17 protein-coding genes are annotated in these 17768 nt (G+C 60.1%); 8 read left to right on the plus strand and 9 right to left on the minus strand.

The window, feature by feature from the left end; translation table 11 throughout:
• Positions 1-137: 137 nt before the first annotated feature.
• Positions 138-1016 carry a DUF6685 family protein gene (locus Q8M42_RS06390; protein ID WP_304867660.1) on the minus strand — a complete coding sequence of 293 codons (879 nt, stop codon included), beginning with the start codon at positions 1014-1016 and terminating at the stop codon, positions 138-140.
• Positions 1017-1241: 225 nt separating this feature from the next.
• Between Q8M42_RS06390 and Q8M42_RS06395 the strand changes: the two genes are divergently transcribed.
• Positions 1242-1463, plus strand: a complete 222-nt coding sequence (locus Q8M42_RS06395; RefSeq protein WP_304867662.1) for a DUF2835 domain-containing protein — start codon at positions 1242-1244, stop codon at positions 1461-1463.
• A gap of 80 nt (positions 1464-1543) precedes the next feature.
• Complete coding sequence (locus tag Q8M42_RS06400; RefSeq protein WP_304867664.1) at positions 1544-2572, plus strand: quinone-dependent dihydroorotate dehydrogenase; 1029 nt, start codon at positions 1544-1546, stop codon at positions 2570-2572.
• 86 nt (positions 2573-2658) lie between these two features.
• Here Q8M42_RS06400 and rmf read toward each other — a convergent pair whose 3' ends face one another.
• Complete coding sequence (gene rmf, locus Q8M42_RS06405; protein ID WP_090255928.1) at positions 2659-2874, minus strand: ribosome modulation factor; 216 nt, start codon at positions 2872-2874, stop codon at positions 2659-2661.
• A 425-nt stretch (positions 2875-3299) separates the two neighbouring features.
• On the opposite strand from rmf, the gene rlmKL reads away from it, so the two are divergent.
• Positions 3300-5573 (plus strand): bifunctional 23S rRNA (guanine(2069)-N(7))-methyltransferase RlmK/23S rRNA (guanine(2445)-N(2))-methyltransferase RlmL, encoded by a 2274-nt coding sequence (gene rlmKL, locus Q8M42_RS06410; protein WP_304867667.1) that lies wholly within the window; start codon positions 3300-3302, stop codon positions 5571-5573.
• Between the two features lie 86 nt (positions 5574-5659).
• Here rlmKL and mnmC read toward each other — a convergent pair whose 3' ends face one another.
• The 4 genes from mnmC to Q8M42_RS06430 all read right to left on the minus strand — a co-directional run bounded on the left by mnmC (position 5660) and on the right by Q8M42_RS06430 (position 11418).
• On the minus strand, positions 5660-7639 hold the full coding sequence (gene mnmC, locus Q8M42_RS06415) for a bifunctional tRNA (5-methylaminomethyl-2-thiouridine)(34)-methyltransferase MnmD/FAD-dependent 5-carboxymethylaminomethyl-2-thiouridine(34) oxidoreductase MnmC (protein ID WP_304867669.1): 1980 nt from the start codon (positions 7637-7639) through the stop codon (positions 5660-5662).
• Positions 7640-7650: 11 nt separating this feature from the next.
• Positions 7651-8148, minus strand: a complete 498-nt coding sequence (gene greB, locus Q8M42_RS06420) for a transcription elongation factor GreB (RefSeq protein WP_304867671.1) — start codon at positions 8146-8148, stop codon at positions 7651-7653.
• Between the two features lie 88 nt (positions 8149-8236).
• The gene (locus tag Q8M42_RS06425; RefSeq protein ID WP_304867673.1) at positions 8237-10735 is read right to left on the minus strand and encodes an ABC transporter permease; all 2499 of its coding nucleotides are present in this window, start codon (positions 10733-10735) and stop codon (positions 8237-8239) included.
• On the minus strand, positions 10735-11418 hold the full coding sequence (locus Q8M42_RS06430) for an ABC transporter ATP-binding protein (RefSeq protein WP_304867674.1): 684 nt from the start codon (positions 11416-11418) through the stop codon (positions 10735-10737). The genes Q8M42_RS06425 and Q8M42_RS06430 overlap by 1 nt, the downstream gene beginning before the upstream one ends.
• A gap of 10 nt (positions 11419-11428) precedes the next feature.
• Here Q8M42_RS06430 and Q8M42_RS06435 point away from each other — a divergent pair, with 10 nt between their 5' ends.
• The 3 genes from Q8M42_RS06435 (at position 11429) to Q8M42_RS06445 (ending at position 13403) form a co-directional block, all read left to right on the plus strand.
• Positions 11429-12034, plus strand: coding sequence for an arylesterase (locus Q8M42_RS06435; RefSeq protein WP_304867676.1), 606 nt, complete (start codon positions 11429-11431; stop codon positions 12032-12034).
• 58 nt (positions 12035-12092) lie between these two features.
• Positions 12093-12374 (plus strand): hypothetical protein, encoded by a 282-nt coding sequence (locus Q8M42_RS06440; protein ID WP_304867678.1) that lies wholly within the window; start codon positions 12093-12095, stop codon positions 12372-12374.
• A 75-nt stretch (positions 12375-12449) separates the two neighbouring features.
• Positions 12450-13403, plus strand: coding sequence for a L,D-transpeptidase family protein (locus tag Q8M42_RS06445; RefSeq protein ID WP_304867680.1), 954 nt, complete (start codon positions 12450-12452; stop codon positions 13401-13403).
• 138 nt (positions 13404-13541) lie between these two features.
• Here Q8M42_RS06445 and oprI read toward each other — a convergent pair whose 3' ends face one another.
• The gene (gene oprI, locus Q8M42_RS06450) at positions 13542-13793 is read right to left on the minus strand and encodes an outer membrane lipoprotei OprI (protein ID WP_108488222.1); all 252 of its coding nucleotides are present in this window, start codon (positions 13791-13793) and stop codon (positions 13542-13544) included.
• Positions 13794-14311: 518 nt separating this feature from the next.
• Between oprI and Q8M42_RS06455 the strand changes: the two genes are divergently transcribed.
• Positions 14312-14593, plus strand: coding sequence for a GNAT family N-acetyltransferase (locus tag Q8M42_RS06455; protein ID WP_304867682.1), 282 nt, complete (start codon positions 14312-14314; stop codon positions 14591-14593).
• Between the two features lie 68 nt (positions 14594-14661).
• Here the strand turns inward: Q8M42_RS06455 and Q8M42_RS06460 are convergent, their stop codons facing one another.
• A complete protein-coding gene (locus tag Q8M42_RS06460) occupies positions 14662-15396 on the minus strand; it encodes a phosphoadenylyl-sulfate reductase (RefSeq protein WP_304867684.1) in 735 nt (244 codons plus the stop codon).
• Between the two features lie 189 nt (positions 15397-15585).
• On the opposite strand from Q8M42_RS06460, the gene thrH reads away from it, so the two are divergent.
• On the plus strand, positions 15586-16203 hold the full coding sequence (gene thrH / locus Q8M42_RS06465) for a bifunctional phosphoserine phosphatase/homoserine phosphotransferase ThrH (RefSeq protein ID WP_304867686.1): 618 nt from the start codon (positions 15586-15588) through the stop codon (positions 16201-16203).
• Positions 16204-16338: 135 nt separating this feature from the next.
• Here the strand turns inward: thrH and pabB are convergent, their stop codons facing one another.
• Complete coding sequence (gene pabB, locus Q8M42_RS06470; RefSeq protein ID WP_304867687.1) at positions 16339-17688, minus strand: aminodeoxychorismate synthase component I; 1350 nt, start codon at positions 17686-17688, stop codon at positions 16339-16341.
• Between the last annotated feature and the right edge of the window lie 80 nt (positions 17689-17768).

Here is a 17768-nt window from a genome sequence, read left to right on the forward strand (position 1 = left end):
GGAAGCGGGCTGATTTTTTAACGGCCCAATACTTATCGCGCAGATAGTTACTCAGGTGAGCATGTGCAACTGATTTGCACATGAGTTGCTGAATTTATAGGGAGAAATTCAGCTATGAGAAACCACGGTATGGTGGCTTAGGTCTGTAGTTGTCGCAGATACGCCACCACATCCGGAGCACCCGCCAAGCGTAGACCTTCTCCCAGGGCTGTAGCCTCGGTTGAATGCTTGGGCAGCAGGAGAAACTCCGGTGAGCCAGGACCGCCCAGCAGGGACAGGCGCGCATAGGGCAGGCCGTTATCCAGCAGCAGTGCCATAAACGCAGGATCACTCCAGGCTGCGTTGGGCATGCCCAGTACATGGTAGTGCTGTTGCAGGTTGCTGAGGCCTTGCTCACTCAAGCGGTAATGGTTGAGTTCGGCCGGAAGGTTGACCTCCAGCTCGCGCCTGCGCGCGTAGGCAATGGCGCAGGCGAAGGCTTCGCTATGATGTTCGCCGGCCCAGAAAACCCGCTCGCCACGCCAGCTGGCTTGGCGCAGGATGATGCGTTCACCCGCAAGAAAGCGTGGTAGCGCCTGGCTGATGGCTTTGACGAAGTCCTTGTAGCTGATGATGCGTACCTGACGGCAGGGTTCGCTGGCAGCGAAGACTTCGAAGCTGGTGTGGCTGGCCTGTAGAGGGTTGCAGGTCGATAGGCCGTCGATCATGCGCAGATCGAACGATGTCAGCTGCTGCTCTTGCGCTTCGATCACTCGCACCAACATGGCGTGGGCTTGCGCCTTGTCTTCCTGGACTGGGCCGGAGAGTGCGCTGCGGGGCAGGTCTACCAAGCGGTGTAATTGTGGGCCGTCTTGCCAACAGATACTTTCACGCAGTTGCGGCAGAGGGCTGAAGGGCAGGCGAAGCTGGCTGGCGCGCTCCAGTATCTGGCGTTGTCCACGACCGATAAGGCCTAGCCGTTGCGCTAAGGCACCGAGGCGTGAGCTGAGGGTGGAGGGCTGCTCAGACAGACTCATAGCCAGGTACGAACTCCGAAATCACCATTGCCAGTTTGGCAGAGCCCGCGCGGCACTGCACAGGCTTTATCGGCTGTGCCGACAGGTTTTTTATGGCCTGACATCCCTGGCGGCCACCCTTCGGGCCGTCGCTGCGCGATGTTAAAAATGGCTCCCAGCCATTTTTTACCGGGCATACGCGCCGCGTATGGCAAGATTGATGCAGTCAGTTGCAAAGGTGCCTCCATGCCCAGTTTGGTGTTTGATATTGCGTTACCGGCCGAGCGCTTGCGTGTGGTCTATCAAGGGCGTGCCAACCGGATATTAGTGCAAAGTCGCGATGGGCGGAGTGTCAGTGTGCCGGCCCACCATTTTCGGCCATTTCTGACTCATGAAGGTGTCTATGGTTCCTTCGCGCTTGAGTTCAGTGCGGCCGGTGAGTTGCTCAGCTTGCGCCGCTTGAGCTGATAGCGCCGTGCGCCTCGCCTATCAGGCGCGCAGCCGGCTATAATCGCGGCCTTTGTAACTTTATCGAGCTAAGCCTGCCCATGTATACCCTGGCCCGCGAGCTGCTGTTCAAACTTTCCCCCGAAGCCTCCCATGAACTGTCTATCGATTTGATCGGTGCCGGCGGTCGTCTGGGGCTTAACGGTTTACTGACCAAGAGCCCGGTCGCGCTGCCGGTCAAGGTGATGGGGCTGGCGTTTCCCAACCCGGTCGGATTGGCAGCCGGTTTGGACAAGAACGGCGACGCCATTGATGGTTTTGCTCAGCTGGGCTTCGGTTTTGTGGAAATCGGCACCGTGACGCCGCGCCCGCAACCGGGCAATCCCAAACCACGGCTGTTTCGCTTGCCTGAGGCCGAGGCAATCATCAATCGCATGGGCTTCAACAACCACGGCGTTGATCACCTGCTGGCCCGTGTGCAGGCAGCCAAATACAAGGGCGTGCTGGGCATCAATATCGGCAAGAACTTCGATACCCCAGTCGAGAACGCCGTGGATGACTACCTGCTGTGTCTGGATAAGGTCTATCAACACGCCAGCTACGTCACCGTTAACGTCAGCTCGCCGAATACGCCTGGGCTGCGCAGCTTGCAGTTTGGTGACTCGCTCAAGCAGTTGCTCGAAGCCCTGCGCAAGCGCCAGGAAGATCTGGCCGCGCAGTACGGCAAGCGTGTGCCGCTGGCGATCAAAATCGCGCCAGACATGAGCGATGAAGAAACCATCGAAGTGGCCAATGCGCTGGTTGAAGCCGGCATGGATGCGGTGATCGCCACCAACACCACCCTGGGCCGCGAAGGTGTGCATGGGCTGGAGTGTGCCGACGAGGCAGGTGGATTGTCCGGTGCGCCGGTGCGCGAGAAGAGCACGCACATTGTTCAGGTGTTGGCTGGTGAGTTGAAAGGCCGTTTGCCGATCATCGCCGTGGGTGGCATTACCGAGGGCAAGCATGCGGCTGAGAAGATCGCCGCCGGTGCCAGCCTGGTGCAGATTTATTCTGGCTTTATCTACAAGGGCCCGGCATTGATCCGCGAAGCGGTGGATGCAATCGCGGCGCTGCCACACAAGGCCTGAAACTAAAAAGGGCTCCCTAAAGGAGCCCCTGGGCTCGCGCCCGCCGCTCGGATGGAGCGCGCATGGTGAGTCGGTAGGTTCCTGAATCAGCCGACAGCGTGAAGTTCGTTGAGTCGATGGATGCCGGCGGTGCCGGTCATGCCGTCCCAATTGTCACCGCGGCCTTCGCGCCAGCCGTTTAACCAGGCTTGGCGGACAGAGGGGAGGGTGAATGGACAGAGTTCGCGGGATTTACCACTGATGCCGTATTGATAGCCGCGCAAAAAAGCTCTTTCTAACGGATCACGCTTAAGTCTTCTCATAGGGTGAAGCCCTCAATGTTGACTGTTATGTCCCTTAGACCTTGTAGCAAGGCCAGGCAGAAACGTTCTGCCTACGGAGTCCGCTGCCGGCGTCGCGAGCCTCCTTGCCAGCACCGTTGCAGTGCTGGCCTAGGTAGATTTCTAACGAATGCGCGGGTGCCTGTGAATGACCGTTTCGTCATAAGGCCGTAACCTTTTTGAGGGTCGGGCCATAAGGCGTTATGGCAAACGTCCGGATTTTTCGCTGTAGCGCCTATGCTGTGGGCGTATGCGCCGGGTGTGCTGGTGTTTTGCTATCGCGAATTAATTGCGATTGAGACTGTTGTTTATTCCGACGAAGGGTCGCGCTGCGACGCTTTGTCACTTATTTTGGCCGTGCTGATTGGTCTGCGCGCCGTTGATTGCCTTAGGCACTGGAAACTCCCATGTCGGATCGTTACGAACTCTTCCTCACCTGCCCCAAGGGCCTTGAAGGCCTGCTGCTCGAAGAAGCCAGCAGCCTCGGCCTTGAAGATGCACGTGAGCACACCTCGGCCATCCGTGGCATGGCCGACATGGAGACTGCCTACCGTCTGTGCCTGTGGTCGCGCCTGGCCAACCGCGTGCTGTTGGTGCTCAAGCGCTACAGCGTGCAGGACGCTCAAAGCCTCTATGAGGGTGTGCTGGAGGTCGATTGGTTCGAGCACTTGGAATCCACCGGCAGCCTGGCCGTGGAGTTCAGCGGTAACGGCTCGGGCATCGACAACACCCATTTCGGTGCCTTGAAGGTCAAGGATGCCATCGTCGACAAGCTGCGCCTGAAAGACGGCACGCGGCCATCGGTCGACAAGCTCAACCCGGACCTGCGCATTCACCTGCGCCTGGATCGCGGCGAGGCGATTCTCTCCCTCGACCTGTCCGGCCATAGCCTGCATCAGCGTGGTTATCGCCTGCAGCAGGGCGCTGCACCACTGAAGGAAAACCTCGCCGCTGCCGTATTGATCCGCGCCGGCTGGCCACGGATTGCTGCCGAAGGCGGCGCATTGGCTGACCCGATGTGCGGCGTGGGCACCTTCCTCGTTGAAGCAGCAATGATCGCCGCCGACATCGCGCCGAATATGACCCGTGAGCAATGGGGCTTCAGCAAATGGCTGGGCCATGTGCCGGCGCTGTGGAAGAAGGTGCATGCCGAAGCCGAGCAGCGCGCCGCAGTAGGCATGGCCAAACCACCGCTGTGGATTCGCGGCTATGAAGCCGACCCACGGCTGATTCAGCCGGCGCGCAATAACATCGAACGCGCTGGCATGAGTGATTGGATCAAGGTCTATCAGGGCGAGGTGGCGACCTTCGAGCCGCGTCCGGATCAGAACCAGAAAGGCCTGGTGATCTGTAACCCTCCCTACGGCGAGCGCCTGGGTGATGAGGCCAGCCTGCTGTACCTCTACCAGAACCTCGGCGAGCGTATGCGTCAGGCCTGTATGGGCTGGGAGGCTGCGGTGTTTACCGGCGCGCCGGATTTGGGCAAGCGCATGGGCATTCGCAGCCACAAGCAGTACGCCTTCTGGAACGGCGCGCTGCCGTGCAAGCTACTGCTGATCAAGGTGCAGCCCGAGCAGTTCGTCACCGGCGAGCGCCGTACACCCGAGCAGCGTGAACGCGAGCGCGAACAGGCCGAAGCCGACAAATCCCCGCTGGAGCCGTTGGAGCGCCAGTACAACAAGAACGGCAACCCGATCAAACCGACCCCGGTTCCTGCGCCAGTGGTGGAGCAGGCACGCCTGAGTGAAGGCGGGCAGATGTTTGCCAACCGCCTGCAGAAGAACCTCAAGCAGCTGGGCAAGTGGGCGCGCAAGGAAGGTGTTGAGTGCTACCGCCTGTACGACGCCGATATGCCGGAATATTCCATGGCGGTGGATTTGTATGGTGATTGGGTGCATGTGCAGGAATATGCCGCGCCCAAGTCCATTGATCCTGAGAAAGCCAAAGAGCGCATGTTTGATGCCATCGCCGCGATTCCGCAGGCGCTGGGTGTCGACAAGAACAAGGTGGTGATCAAGCGCCGTGAGCGCCAGAGCGGTAGCAAGCAGTACCAACGCCAGGCGACCCAGGGCCAGTTTATGGAAGTCAGCGAGGGCGGCGTAAAGCTGCTGGTCAACCTCACCGATTACCTGGATACCGGTCTATTCCTCGACCACCGCCCACTGCGTCTGCGTATTCAGAAAGAGGCCGCCGGCAAGCGCTTCCTCAACCTGTTCTGCTACACCGCCACCGCGACCGTGCATGCGGCCAAGGGCGGCGCGCGCACCACCACCAGTGTCGATCTGTCGAAGACCTACCTGGACTGGGCGCGGCGCAACCTGTCGCTCAACGGTTTCTCCGACAAGAACCGTCTGGAACAGGGTGATGTGATGACCTGGCTGGCCGAGGATCGCGGCGAGTATGAGTTGATCTTTATCGACCCGCCGACCTTCTCCAACTCCAAGCGCATGGAAGGCATCTTCGATATCCAGCGTGACCACGTGCAGATGCTCGATCTGGCCATGGCGCGTCTGGCACCGGGTGGCGTGCTGTATTTCTCCAACAACTTCCGCAAGTTTGAGCTCGATGAGAGCCTGGCGGCGCGTTATCAGGTTGAGGAAATCAGTGCTTCGACTCTCGATCCGGATTTTGCCCGCAACCAGAAGATTCACCGCGCCTGGCGTTTTAGCCTGCGCGGCTGAGGCCGCAGGTAGGTTGGTGTTGAGCGCAGCGAAGCCCAACGAGCAGCGGCATGTCTCGTTGGGCTCGGAACGCCGCCCGACTCAACCTACGGTTTATTGCGGATCAGCGCACGCAAGGCGAAGCGATTCGGATGGCAGGCCTGCGCCACATCGGCGGGCACTGGCAGCGGTTCATCGTTGAGCCAGGCGGCGATCAACTCGCCGGACAGTGGCGCGGTGATCAGTCCGCGTGAGCCGTGGCCGCTGTTGATATACAGGCCATCCAGCCAAGGGCAGGGCGCGTCCGGCACCTGGCGGGCATCTTTGCTTAGCACTGCATAAGCCTCGGCAAAGGCAGCTGCGTCGGCCAAAGGGCCGACAATCGGCAAATAGTCCGGGCTGGTGCAGCGAAACGCGGCGCGGCCTTGCAGTTGCGCGGGGTCAAGTGCTGAGGCGTTTAGCGCGTCGCAAAGCTCAGGCGAAATCTCTTGCAGAAGTTGCAGATTGCTCGCGTGGTCGGCGCTGTTCAGCGTCAAGTCATCACTGTTGAAATCAAAGCTCGCGCCTAGGGTGTGTTCATCCAGGCGTACCGGAGCGACATAACCTTCGGCGCACACCACGGTGCTTAACGCGCGGCTGGCTGTCGTGGCCGGCAGACGGCTGATCTGCCCACGGATGCGCTTTAGCGGCAAGTGCGCGGCCTGAGTAAAACTCTTGATCTCGGCGGCGCTGGCCAGCACCACCACACTGGCGCTGGCCAGCAGTTGCTCGCCATTCCAAGCCTGCCAGCTGTCACCATCACGGCGCAGCTCCAAGGCTTCCTGATGCAGTTGCAGCTGGATAGTCGGCTGCTGGCCAAGCAGTGCACACAGCGCCGGCGGATGCACCCAGCCCGCCTCGGGGTAGAACAGGCCGCCCGCCGGCAGGGGGATGCCGGCTTTGGCTGCGGCGGCGTTTCTGTCCAGGTTCGTCAGCAGATCGGGCGGAAAGGCCGCTGCCAGTTGCGTCTGGCGCTGCGCTTCCTTGGCGTCGAAAGCCAGTTGCAGCACGCCGCAGTTGTCCCAGTCCGTGCCTTTCTGCAGCTGTTCCAGCAGTCGACGGCTGTGGCCGTAGCCGCTGACGATCAGGCGTGACAGCGTGGTGTGATGGGCCGAGAGCTTGAGGTAGAGCACACCTTGCGGGTTGCCCGAGGCTTCCTGGGCAATGGCCGCATGTCGCTCCAGCAGGGTGACCTGCCAACCGCGCTGGGCCAGGCTGGCGGCAGTGGCGCAACCGGCCAGGCCGGCGCCAATCACCAGTGCGCTGCGCTCGCCAACCGGTTGTGGCGGGCGGGTAAACCAGGGCTTTTCAGCTGTTACCTGCGCGCCGATAAAAGTGCCTTTGAGCACTTCCCATTTTTTCCCCAGGCCCGGCACGCGTTTCATCTTGAAGCCGGCCTCGTTCAGCCGGCGGCGTACATAGCCGGTGCTGGTAAAGGTGCCAAGCGTGGTGCTGGCGTGGGACAGTCGGGCCAACTCGCTAAACAGTTCCGGCGTCCACATATCCGGGTTTTTCGCCGGAGCAAAACCATCGAGAAACCAGGCATCGACCTGGGCGTCCAGTTGACCGAACAGCTCTAGCGCATCGCCGATCAGCAGGGTCAGGACGATACGCCCGTCAGCAAAAATCAGGCGCTGAAAGCCCGGGTGCAGCGCCACGTACTGCGCAAGCAACTGTTCGGCGTAGGGAGCCAGTTCCGGCCATAGCGCCAGGGCGCGTTGCAGGTCGCTCTTGTTCAGTGGGTATTTTTCCACGCTGACAAAGTGCAGACGTGCACCGCGAGCTGCTTGCTGCTCGAACAGCTGCCAGGCGCAGAGGAAGTTCAGCCCGGTGCCGAAGCCGGTTTCGCCAATGACCAACTGCTGATCGGCCGTCAGCGCGGCGAAGCGTTCTGGCAGCTGGTTGTTGGCGAGAAACACGTAGCGGGTTTCGGCCAGTGCGTTCTCGTTGGAGAAATACACATCGGCGAACTGGCTGGACAGCGGCTGGCCCTGCTCATCCCACTCAAGGCGGGCTTGCTGGTGTGGCGCGTCAGATGCGGAGGGCATGTTCGGCTCGGTCACAGGTAGTCGATCGCGACGATGTACCAGGTCTTCTCACCCGTCGGGGTTTGCACCCGCACTTCGGCGTCCAGGCTTTTGCCGATCAGGGCGCGGGCCAGGGGCGAGTCGATGCTGATCAGATTGTTTTTCAGGTCCAGCTCATCCGGGCCGATGATGCGGTAGCGCGATTCAGTACCGTCCTCATCTTCCAGGGTGACCCAGGCGCCGAAGTAGACCTTGTCCGGGTCACTGGGGCGGGCGCTGACGACCTTGAGGTTTTCCAGACGCTTGGTCAGAAAGCGTACGCGGCTGTCGATCTCACGCAGCATCTTCTTGCCGTAGGTGTACTCGGCGTTCTCCGAGCGATCACCTTGCGCGGCGGCTTCGCTGACCGATTGGGTGACTTGCGGGCGGCGCACATGCCACAGCTCATGCAGCTCGGCGCGCATACGGGCCTCGCCCTCGGGCGTGATCAAGGGCGTGCCGGCGGTGCGGGGTGGGCGGTAGCGACTCATAAGAACCTATTCAACGTCTGCTGCGCGTCGGCCCTGCTGCGTTAAAAACAGGCTCTCAGACGGCTGAGAAAAGTGGTGCGCGAGTCTATCAGCCCTCGCGCAGCACCGTCAGCGGGCTGATGTTTAGCGCCCGGCGCGTACCGAGAACGCCTGCCGTGCCCACCAGTAGCGCACCGATCAAAGGCAGCAAGAGCAGCCAGGGATGCGGCTGCCAGCTGAGATCAAAGGCAAAGCGGTAGAGCAGGAAGCTGATCAGCTCACAGCCAAAGGCCGCCAGCAGCCCGCTTGACGCACCGAGCAGGCCGAATTCGGCGCGGCGCGCCTTGATCAACAGTTTGCGTTCGGCACCCAGGGCCCGCAGCAGCGCGCCCTGGCGAATGCGTTCATCCAGCGTGGACTGCAGCCCCGCGAACAGCACGGCAAGCCCCGCCGCCAAGACGAACAGCAGGACGAACTCGATGGCCAAGGTGACCTGGGCAAGGATGCTGCGCAGTTGCGCCAACAGCGCTTCGACCTGTAGCAACGTCACGGCCGGGAAGGCGCGCGACAGTTCGACCAGTTGCTTTTCGTGCTGCGGCGGCAGGTAGAAGCTGGTCAGGTAGGTGACCGGTAGGTCCTGCAGGGTGCCAGGTTGGAAGATCATGTAGAAGTTGGGCTGGAAGTTATTCCAGTCGACTTCACGCAGGCTGCTGACCACCGCATCGCGGTTAAGACCGCCGACGCTGAAGCTCAAACGGTCGCCAAGTTTCAGTTGCAGGCTTTCGGCCAGCTCAGACTCCACCGACACGCCCGGTAATTCGCTGGTATTGGCATCAGTCCACCAGCTACCGGCGACGAGGTTGTTATCCGCTGGTAAGTCCGCAGCCCAGGTCAGACTCAGGTCGCGGCGAATTGCACGTTCACCTTGGGATTCCTTACTGACGATCTGCCGCACGGGCTCGCCATTGATCATCACCAGTCGCCCGGGTACCACGGGGAACAGTGGCGCGGGGTGCGGTGATAGTTCTTTGAGACGAGCAGCGAAGGCGTCCTTGTCCGCCGGCAGAATGTTCAGCGCAAAGTGGTTAGGCGCGTTTTCGGGCAACTGATCCTGCCAGGTGTCGAGTAGCTCGCCACGCAGCAAGGCGATCAACGCCATGGCCAGAATAATCAGGCCGAAAGCCAGTGCTTGTCCGGCTGCAGCAAGCGGATGACGCAGCAATTGGCCTAGCCCCAGCCGCCAGGGCAGTGAGGCGCTGGCGAGCAGGCGGCGCAGGCTCTGCAGGCCGAGCAGCAGCAATCCACCCAGTAGCAATGCGGTGACCAGGCCGCCGCCGAGCAGGGCAAAGGTCAGCTGCAGATCGAGGCTCAAGCGCCACATGATCAGGCCCAGCGCCAGCAAGGCTGCGCCATACACCAGCCAGGAACTGGCCGGCACCGGCAGCAGGTCGCGGCGCAGGACTCGTAACGGCGGTACGCGGCCCAGCGCGGCCAGCGGCGGTAGGGCGAAGCCGGCAAGGGCCACCAGTCCAGTAGCCATACCGGCCAGTGCGGGCCACAGGCCGCCAGGTGGAATCTGCGCTGGCAGCAGGTCCTGCAGCAGGTTGAACAGGGCAAGCTGCGCTAACCAGCCCAGCAATGCGCCGATCAGGCTGGCGGTAATCCCCAGCAGCGCCAGCTGCAGGCTGAACAGGCCAAGAGCCTGATTGCGAGACAGTCCCAAACAGCGCAGCAACGCGCTGGCATCGAAACGGCGAGCGGCAAAGCGGGCGGCCGACAGCGCCACCGCAACCCCGGCCAGCAACACGGCGGCCAGACTGGCGAGATTCAAATAACGCTCGGCGCGCCCCAAGGCGCTGCCGACCTGACGATTGCCATCTTTGGCATCTTCCAGGCGCTGGTTGGGCGCGAGGCTAATGCCCTGGCGATACTGCGCCAATGCATTAGCCTCACCGCGCCACAGTTCCTGATAGCGCACGCGGCTACCGGGTTGCACCACGCCGGTGGCGGCCAGGTCATTCAGGTGCATCAGCAGATGCGGGGTCAGGCTATAAAAGTCGCCTGCTTCATCTGGCAGAAAGGTCAGCACACGCGTCAGGCGCAGGGTTTTCGCGCCGACCTCGACGCTGTCACCGGGCTTGAGGTCGAGCGCGACAAACAGGCGGGCTTCGGCCCAGGCCTCACCGGGCTGTGGGCCAGCGCCAGTGTGTTCGACGTCATAGAGTGCCGCGGCGCTCTTCAATTCACCGCGCAGTGGGTAAGCGTTGTCCGCTGCTTTGATGCTGGCCAGCTGAATACCGGCATCGCTGGCGACCACGCTGGAAAACTCGACCAGTTGGGCATGTTCCAGCCCCAGTTGTTTACCACTGCTGATCTGTTCAGGGGCACTGGGCGAGCTGCCCGTCAGGCGCAAGTCGGCGGCGAGAAACTCGGTGGCGCGCAGCAACATGCCGTCATTCAGGCGCGCGCTGAAGTAACCGATGGCCGTGCTGGCGGCGACCGCAATCAGCAGCGCGAAGAACAGCACACGCAGTTCGCCGGCGCGGGCATCGCGCAACAGTTGGCGGCTGGCCAGTGACAGCAGGCGGGTAAACGGCAGATGGTTCATCAGGGTTCCACGTGGTCGACCAGGTGGCCGCCTTCCAGACGGATCAGGCGTTGGCAGCGGTGCGCCAGGCGCTCGTCATGGGTGACCAACACCAGGGTCGCGCCGCGCTCCTTGTTCAGCTCGAACAACAGGTCGCTGATGCGCTCACCGGTATGGCTGTCGAGGTTGCCAGTAGGTTCGTCAGCAAACAGCACCGCAGGCTCGGCGGCAAAGGCGCGGGCGATGGCCACGCGTTGCTGCTCACCGCCGGAGAGCTGACGTGGGTAGTGAGTCAGGCGTTGGCCCAGGCCGACACGGTCCAGCAGGGTGCGGGCGCGCTGGCGGGCATCGACACGGCCTTCAAGCTCCAGTGGCAGCATGACGTTTTCTAGGGCATTCAAACTGTCGAGCAGTTGGAAGGACTGGAAGACAAAGCCGACGTGCTCGGCACGCACACGTGCGCGTTGATCTTCATCGAGGCTGGCCAGGTCATTACCCGCCAATACAACGCTGCCACTGCTGGGCAGGTCGAGCCCGGCGAGTAAGCCGAGCAGGGTGGATTTGCCCGAGCCGGAGCTGCCGACAATCGCCAGGCTGTCACCGGATACCAGCTCCAGCGATAGATCATGGAGTATGGTTAGCTCGCCTTCCGTGCTGGGAACCACTTTGCTAAGGTTTCGCGCGGTGAGAATACTTGAGCTCATGGAGAATCCAATGCGTAAGTGGTTGATCGGTACTGCCCTGAGCCTGCTGCTGTGGGGGCCGGCGGCGTTCGCGGGTACCGTACTGGTCGTCGGCGATAGTATCAGCGCGGCTTTTGGCCTGGATACCCGCCAAGGTTGGGTCGCCTTGCTAGAAAAACGCTTGGCGGAGGAGGGTTTTGACCATCGGGTGGTAAATGCTTCGATCAGTGGCGACACCAGCGCAGGCGGCGCCGCACGGCTGCCTGCGCTACTTGCAGAGCATCAGCCAGAGCTGGTGATTATCGAGCTCGGTGGCAACGATGGCCTGCGTGGTCAGCCACCTGCGCAATTGCAACAAAACCTTGCGGCCATGGTGCAAGCATCGCAGCAAAAGGGCGCCAAGGTGCTGATCTTGGGCATGCAACTGCCACCTAATTATGGGGTGCGTTACACCACAGCCTTCGCCGCAGTCTTCCCCAAGGTTGCCAGTGAGACAGGATCGGCCTTAGTGCCGTTCGTGCTGGAGGGCGTTGGCGGCGTGCCTTCGCTGATGCAAAACGACAGCATTCACCCCACTGCTGAGGCACAGCCCAAACTGCTGGAAAACGTCTGGCCGACCCTGAAACCTTTGCTCTGACAGGCTTTTCTGGGCGGTGCCTTTCGGCTAATGTGGCGGCCCCGCACTGGAGCCCTCAATGCCGCGCCCTGCCTGGACCTTGCATGCCTACCAACTGATCGAGCCTGACGAGCAGCTTGACCTGTTCGCCTGCCGAGAAGTGCGCGTGCATCTGCTGGCGCGCCAGCTTGAGTTAGGGCAGTTTGCCGACCGTACGTTGTGCGGCGGTTTGTTGCCGGCTCAGCCGGTGTGGCGCGATCTGGACAAGACAATGCTGCGTGACAAGCGCTTGTGTCCGGCTTGCCGGGCCACACTTGAGGCGCAGAAACGCGGTGACCGTCCTGCATTGCCGGGGCGTTGAGCTATCCAAGCCGCTGATCAATCGGTGTACAATCGTCTCCCACTTTTACCAACCATTTTCGTCAGGAATTTCCGGATGTTGTCGCGTGCCCTTGCCGTCACCCGCTGCCTGCCACTTGCTGCTGTCTTTGCGGTAGCGTCTGCCAATGCTCTCGAGTTGCCTTTGCCGCCGCCTGGCGAGGATGTGGTTGGCGAGATTCGAGTGGTCAAGGCCAAGTATGAAGACACCTTCGCTGACCTGGGCGTGGCCAATGATCTTGGTTATCTGGAAATGGTGGTGGCCAATCCAGGTGTTGATCCCTGGTTGCCGGGCGAGGGCACCGAGATCATCCTGCCGACGCGTTACATCCTGCCGCCTGGGCCGCGTGAGGGCATTGTGATCAACCTCGCCGAATACCGCCTGTACTACTATCCGAAAGGGCGCAATGTGGTTTACACCTATCCGCTGGGTATCGGTCGCGAGGGTTGGAGTTCGCCGGTTGCCAATGCGCGCATTACAGCCAAAACGCCGAATCCGGGCTGGTCGCCGCCCAAGTCGATCCGTGAAGAGCATGCTGCCGATGGCGATCCGCTACCTGCGTATGTGCCGCCAGGCCCGGATAACCCGTTGGGGCCCTACAAGATGGGCTTGTCGGTGCCGGGTTATCTGATTCACGGCTCGAATAAGAAGTTCGGTATCGGTATGCGCGTCAGTCATGGCTGCTTCCGCATGCTCAACCATAACGTGCTGAAGTTGGCGTCTATGGTGTCGGTGGGCACTTCGGTGCGCATCATCAACGAGCCTTACAAGTTTGGTCGCAGCGGCGGCAAGGTCTATCTGGAAGCGCACGCGCCTTTGGATGATACCGGTGATGCTTCGGTCGTCGATAAGCACACTGCTGTAATCAACGCGCTGCTGAAAAATGATCAGTTTGCTGATCTGCGCCTGGACTGGGAAATGCTGCGCGAAGTGGTAGCGGCTGAAGATGGTTTGCCGGTTGAAATTGCTCAACCTGATCAGGCCATGGTGGCGACTGAGCCGGCTATCTGATTTCAGTTTGTTCCAAGAGCCCGTTATGCGTAAGCGCTGACGGGTTTTTTATTGTCTGTTGATAAGTAAGCTTTCTCTCTTGGCAATAAAAAAAGCCGACCCAGCAGCTGGGTCGGCTTGTCATAGCCTTGTGAGCTATTACTTGCGGCTGGCTTTTTCCAGCATACGCAGAGCGCGCTCATTGGCTTCGTCAGCAGTTTGCTGAGCCTTCTGAGCAGCAGCCAGAGCGTCATCAGCCTTACGGTAGGCTTCGTCGGCACGGGCTTGAGCGCGAGCAGCTGCATCTTCAGTTGCAGTCAGACGAGCTTCAGTTTCTTTGGAGATGCTGCTGCAACCGGTGGCCAGAACTGCGGCCAATGCCAGAGCAGAGAATTTCAGAACGTTGTTCATCGTGTTCCCCTTGAGGTGGAGTTTTTCCATAAAAGCAATTTCCTGATGGTAGGAAATTAGCCGGCGTACATACTACCTGTAACTTGTAGTAAGTAAACGGAGGCAAGGCAAGCCGCCAGAGTTTTTTTCTGCTTAATGCATAGCCGGCCACTTATTGGGTATATTTTGGTTAAAAAACAATCAGTTCTAGAGCGTTTGGCAGTTCTTTGCGCAGCGCTTACTGTCACTTTTTAGCTGCGCGGGCTTTGGAAAGTAGCTGGAAAATGATGCTGGTAGTTTCCCGAACATGAAATGCCGAGTTGAGCAGGGGCTGCATGCATTACTGGCAGAGGCAATGCTTGACTTACGCGAGTGTCGAAATGCCTTGCTAGGTGATCTAAGTTATTGATTCACGTGACCTCGCAGGTTTTGGCCTGATAAGCTCGGGATAATTGCCTACAACTTAATAGGTGCAAGATGCTGTAATCCGATGGCTGCAGAAGCGAAAGCGGGTTGCGCGAGTTAACAGAGGAGTTGCGATGAGCGAGGCGTTGTCCATTCACCATGACCTGGCAGGCCATCAATTCGAGACCACAGTTGAGGGTGATCGTGCATACCTGGCTTATATGGACCTTGGGAAGCAAACCCTGGATATCTATCGCACCTTCGTGCCCAACTCGTTGCGTGGGCGCGGGATTGCAGCAGCATTGACCGAGCATGCACTGCAGTATGCCGAACGTCTGGGTTATACGGTGATTCCTTCGTGTTCCTACGTCGAACGCTATATGGTGCGGCGTCAGCGACACGCGGATAAAAGCTGAGTGACCCGCACAAGAAAAAGGCCAGTCACTGACTGGCCTTTTTTATATTTGCCGTTACGTCTCCGCTATCAGATTTTGGCGATCAGATTGCCGGCGTGCAGGCCGCACTCTTTCTGTGTGGCTTCTTCCCACCACCAGCGGCCTTCGCGCTCATGCTGATTTGGCAGTACCGGGCGGGTGCAGGGCTCGCAACCGATGCTGATAAAGCCGCGTTCATGCAGGCTGTTGTACGGCAGTTCCAGCATGCGGATATAGGCCCAGATATCTTCGCTGCTCATCTGTGCGAGCGGGTTGAACTTGTACAGGGTGTTATCCGCGGTAGAAAAGGCGCTGTCGATTTCTATCACGGCAACCTGGCTGCGTGTGCCCGGGCTCTGGTCACGTCGCTGGCCGGTGGCCCAGGCTTTTACCGTGGCAAGCTTGCGGCGTAGCGGGGCAGTTTTGCGGATGCCGCAGCATTCACCATGACCGTCCTTATAGAAGCTGAACAGGCCCTTTTCCTTGACGAAGGGTTCCAGTGCGGCGGCCTCTGGCGAAAGTATGTCGATGCTGATGTCATAGTGTTCGCGTACCTGATCGATAAACCGGTAGGTTTCCGGATGCAGGCGGCCGGTGTCGAGGCTGAAGACCTTGACGTTTTTGTTGAGTTTCCAGGCCATGTCTACCAGCACCACATCTTCCGCGCCGCTGAAGGACAGCCACAACTCATTACCAAAATGCTCGAAGGCGAGCTTGAGAATGTCCTGGGGCGACTTGTTGGCGTAGCTTGCCGCCAGCTCGGCTGCATCGAAGGGGTGGCTCATCGGCTTGAATTCCTAGTTATGGTGACGTTGCGCGTCTTGTGTGGCGATGGTAGCAAAAGCCAGTTATGCGACTAAATAACCAAGTGCCGCAATAGACCTCTGATTTGGGTATAAGGCTCTGCATTGCAGAGCCTTGGGGTAGCCGCTAGAGTGCCGCTTTCTCAAATAAATCCAAGCTAGGAGTGTCCTGTGGAAATCGCGTGTCTCGACCTGGAAGGCGTGTTGGTCCCGGAAATCTGGATTGCCTTCGCGGAAAAAACTGGCATCGAATCGCTAAAAGCGACCACCCGGGATATTCCGGACTATGACGTGCTGATGAAACAGCGCCTGCGCATCCTGGACGAGCACGGCTTGAAGCTGTCCGATATCCAGGAAGTGATCGCTACCCTCAAGCCCCTGGACGGTGCGGTGGAGTTTGTCGACTGGCTGCGTGAGCGCTTTCAGGTGGTGATTCTCTCGGACACCTTCTACGAGTTCTCCCAGCCGCTGATGCGTCAGCTGGGTTTCCCTGCTCTGCTATGCCACAAGCTGGTCACCGATAAAACCGATCGGGTAGTGGATTACCAGCTGCGCCAGAAGGACCCCAAGCGTCAGTCGGTCATCGCCTTCAAGAGCCTCTACTATCGCGTGATCGCGGCGGGTGACTCGTATAACGACACCACCATGCTCAGCGAAGCCCACGCCGGTATCCTATTCCACGCGCCGGACAACGTGATTCGCGAATTCCCGCAATTCCCTGCTGTACACACCTATGAAGACCTCAAGCGCGAGTTCCTCAAGGCGTCCAACCGCCAGCTGAGCCTGTAGTCAGCCTGTTATTGAAAAGTCCGCTCAGTTGAGCGGGCTTTTTTGTGGCCTGCCATCCATGGCGGCCACCCTTCGGGCCGTCGCTGGGCGACGTCAAAAACTTCTCCCGGAAGTTTTTTGTGCCTGCCGTTCAGGTCAGTCGCAGAACTGCTCCAGCGTCTCCAGCAGCACTTTGACCTTGGTAATCGATTCCTGGTATTCGGCCTGGCCGTTGGAGTCTGCGACGATGCCGCCGCCACCCCAGCAGCTAATTTGCCCGTCCTTGGCCAGCAGGCTGCGGATGGCAATTGAGCTGTCCATTTCGCCGCGCACATCCAGGTACAGCAGCGAGCCGCAATACAGGGCACGGCGGGTTGGTTCCAGCTCGTCGATTATCTGCATGGCGCGGATTTTCGGCGCGCCGGTAATCGAGCCGCCGGGGAAGCTGCCGGCGATCAGGTCCAGCGCATCCTTGTCGGGCGCCAGTTCGCCGGTCACGGCGCTGACCAGATGATGCACATTGGGGTAGCTCTCTAGGGCGAAGAGTTCCGGTACCTGTACCGAACCCACTCGGCAGCTGCGCCCGAGGTCATTGCGCAGCAGGTCGACAATCATCAGGTTTTCCGCACGGTCCTTCTGGCTGTCGAGCAGGGCGTGGGCTTGCGCCTGATCCTGCTCTGGGTCGGCATGTCGTGGGCGGGTGCCCTTGATTGGCCGGGTTTCCACCTGGCCTGCGCTGATGCGTAAGAAGCGTTCAGGCGACAGGCTGATGATGGCACCGCCACCAGGTAGGGTCTGATAACCCGAGAAAGGTGTCGGGCAGGCAGCGCGCAAGGCCTGGTAGGCGGTCCACGGCGAGCCTTGATAGCCCGCGCGAAAGCGTTGGGCAAAGTTAACCTGATAGCAGTCGCCAGCTTGGATATACGTCTGAATGCGCGCAAAGCATCGCTGGTACTCGGCTTCGCTAATGTCGGACTGAAAGTGCTCCAGTAGTTTGAACGGTTGTGGCGCGGACGCTGCTGGCGTGGCGAACAGCTCGGCCAAGCGCTGGCGTTCGGGCGCGCTCAGGCTTGGATGAAACATAAGCTGGCTACGTTGTTGCTGGTGATCAGTGATCAGGGCCCAGGCATAAACACCAAAGCGAGCGTCTGCCAGATCCAGGTCATCAATGGCCTGCGCCGGTAGCTGTTCCAGCCTGCGGCCGAAGTCGTAACTCAGGTAGCCAATCAGCCCTCCGACGAACGGGAGCGGATTATCTACCGGTGGCTGGCAAGCGCCTAGGCCTGCGAGGCTCTGGCGCAGGCGTTGCAGGAAAGCGTTGGCCGTTTCGTCAGGTGTCGGCGCCAGCTCTGCCAATGGCCAGGCGCTGATAAGGTCATAGCGTCCACGCTGCGCGGTCGGCCGTCCGGCATCCAGCAGCACGGCGCCGGGCGCATGGATCACGCAGCTGAAGTAACGCGAAGGGTCTGCGAGGTAGGGCAGAGCCTGTACAAGGCAAGTAGGCATATGGCAGGTTCAAGGTGCGCGGATGCCGATTGTAGAACGTCGCCAACATTCATCCTAGAGCTTGCGCGTGGGTTTACTCG

This window comes from Pseudomonas sp., assembly GCF_030684895.1.
Taxonomy (GTDB): domain Bacteria; phylum Pseudomonadota; class Gammaproteobacteria; order Pseudomonadales; family Pseudomonadaceae; genus Aquipseudomonas.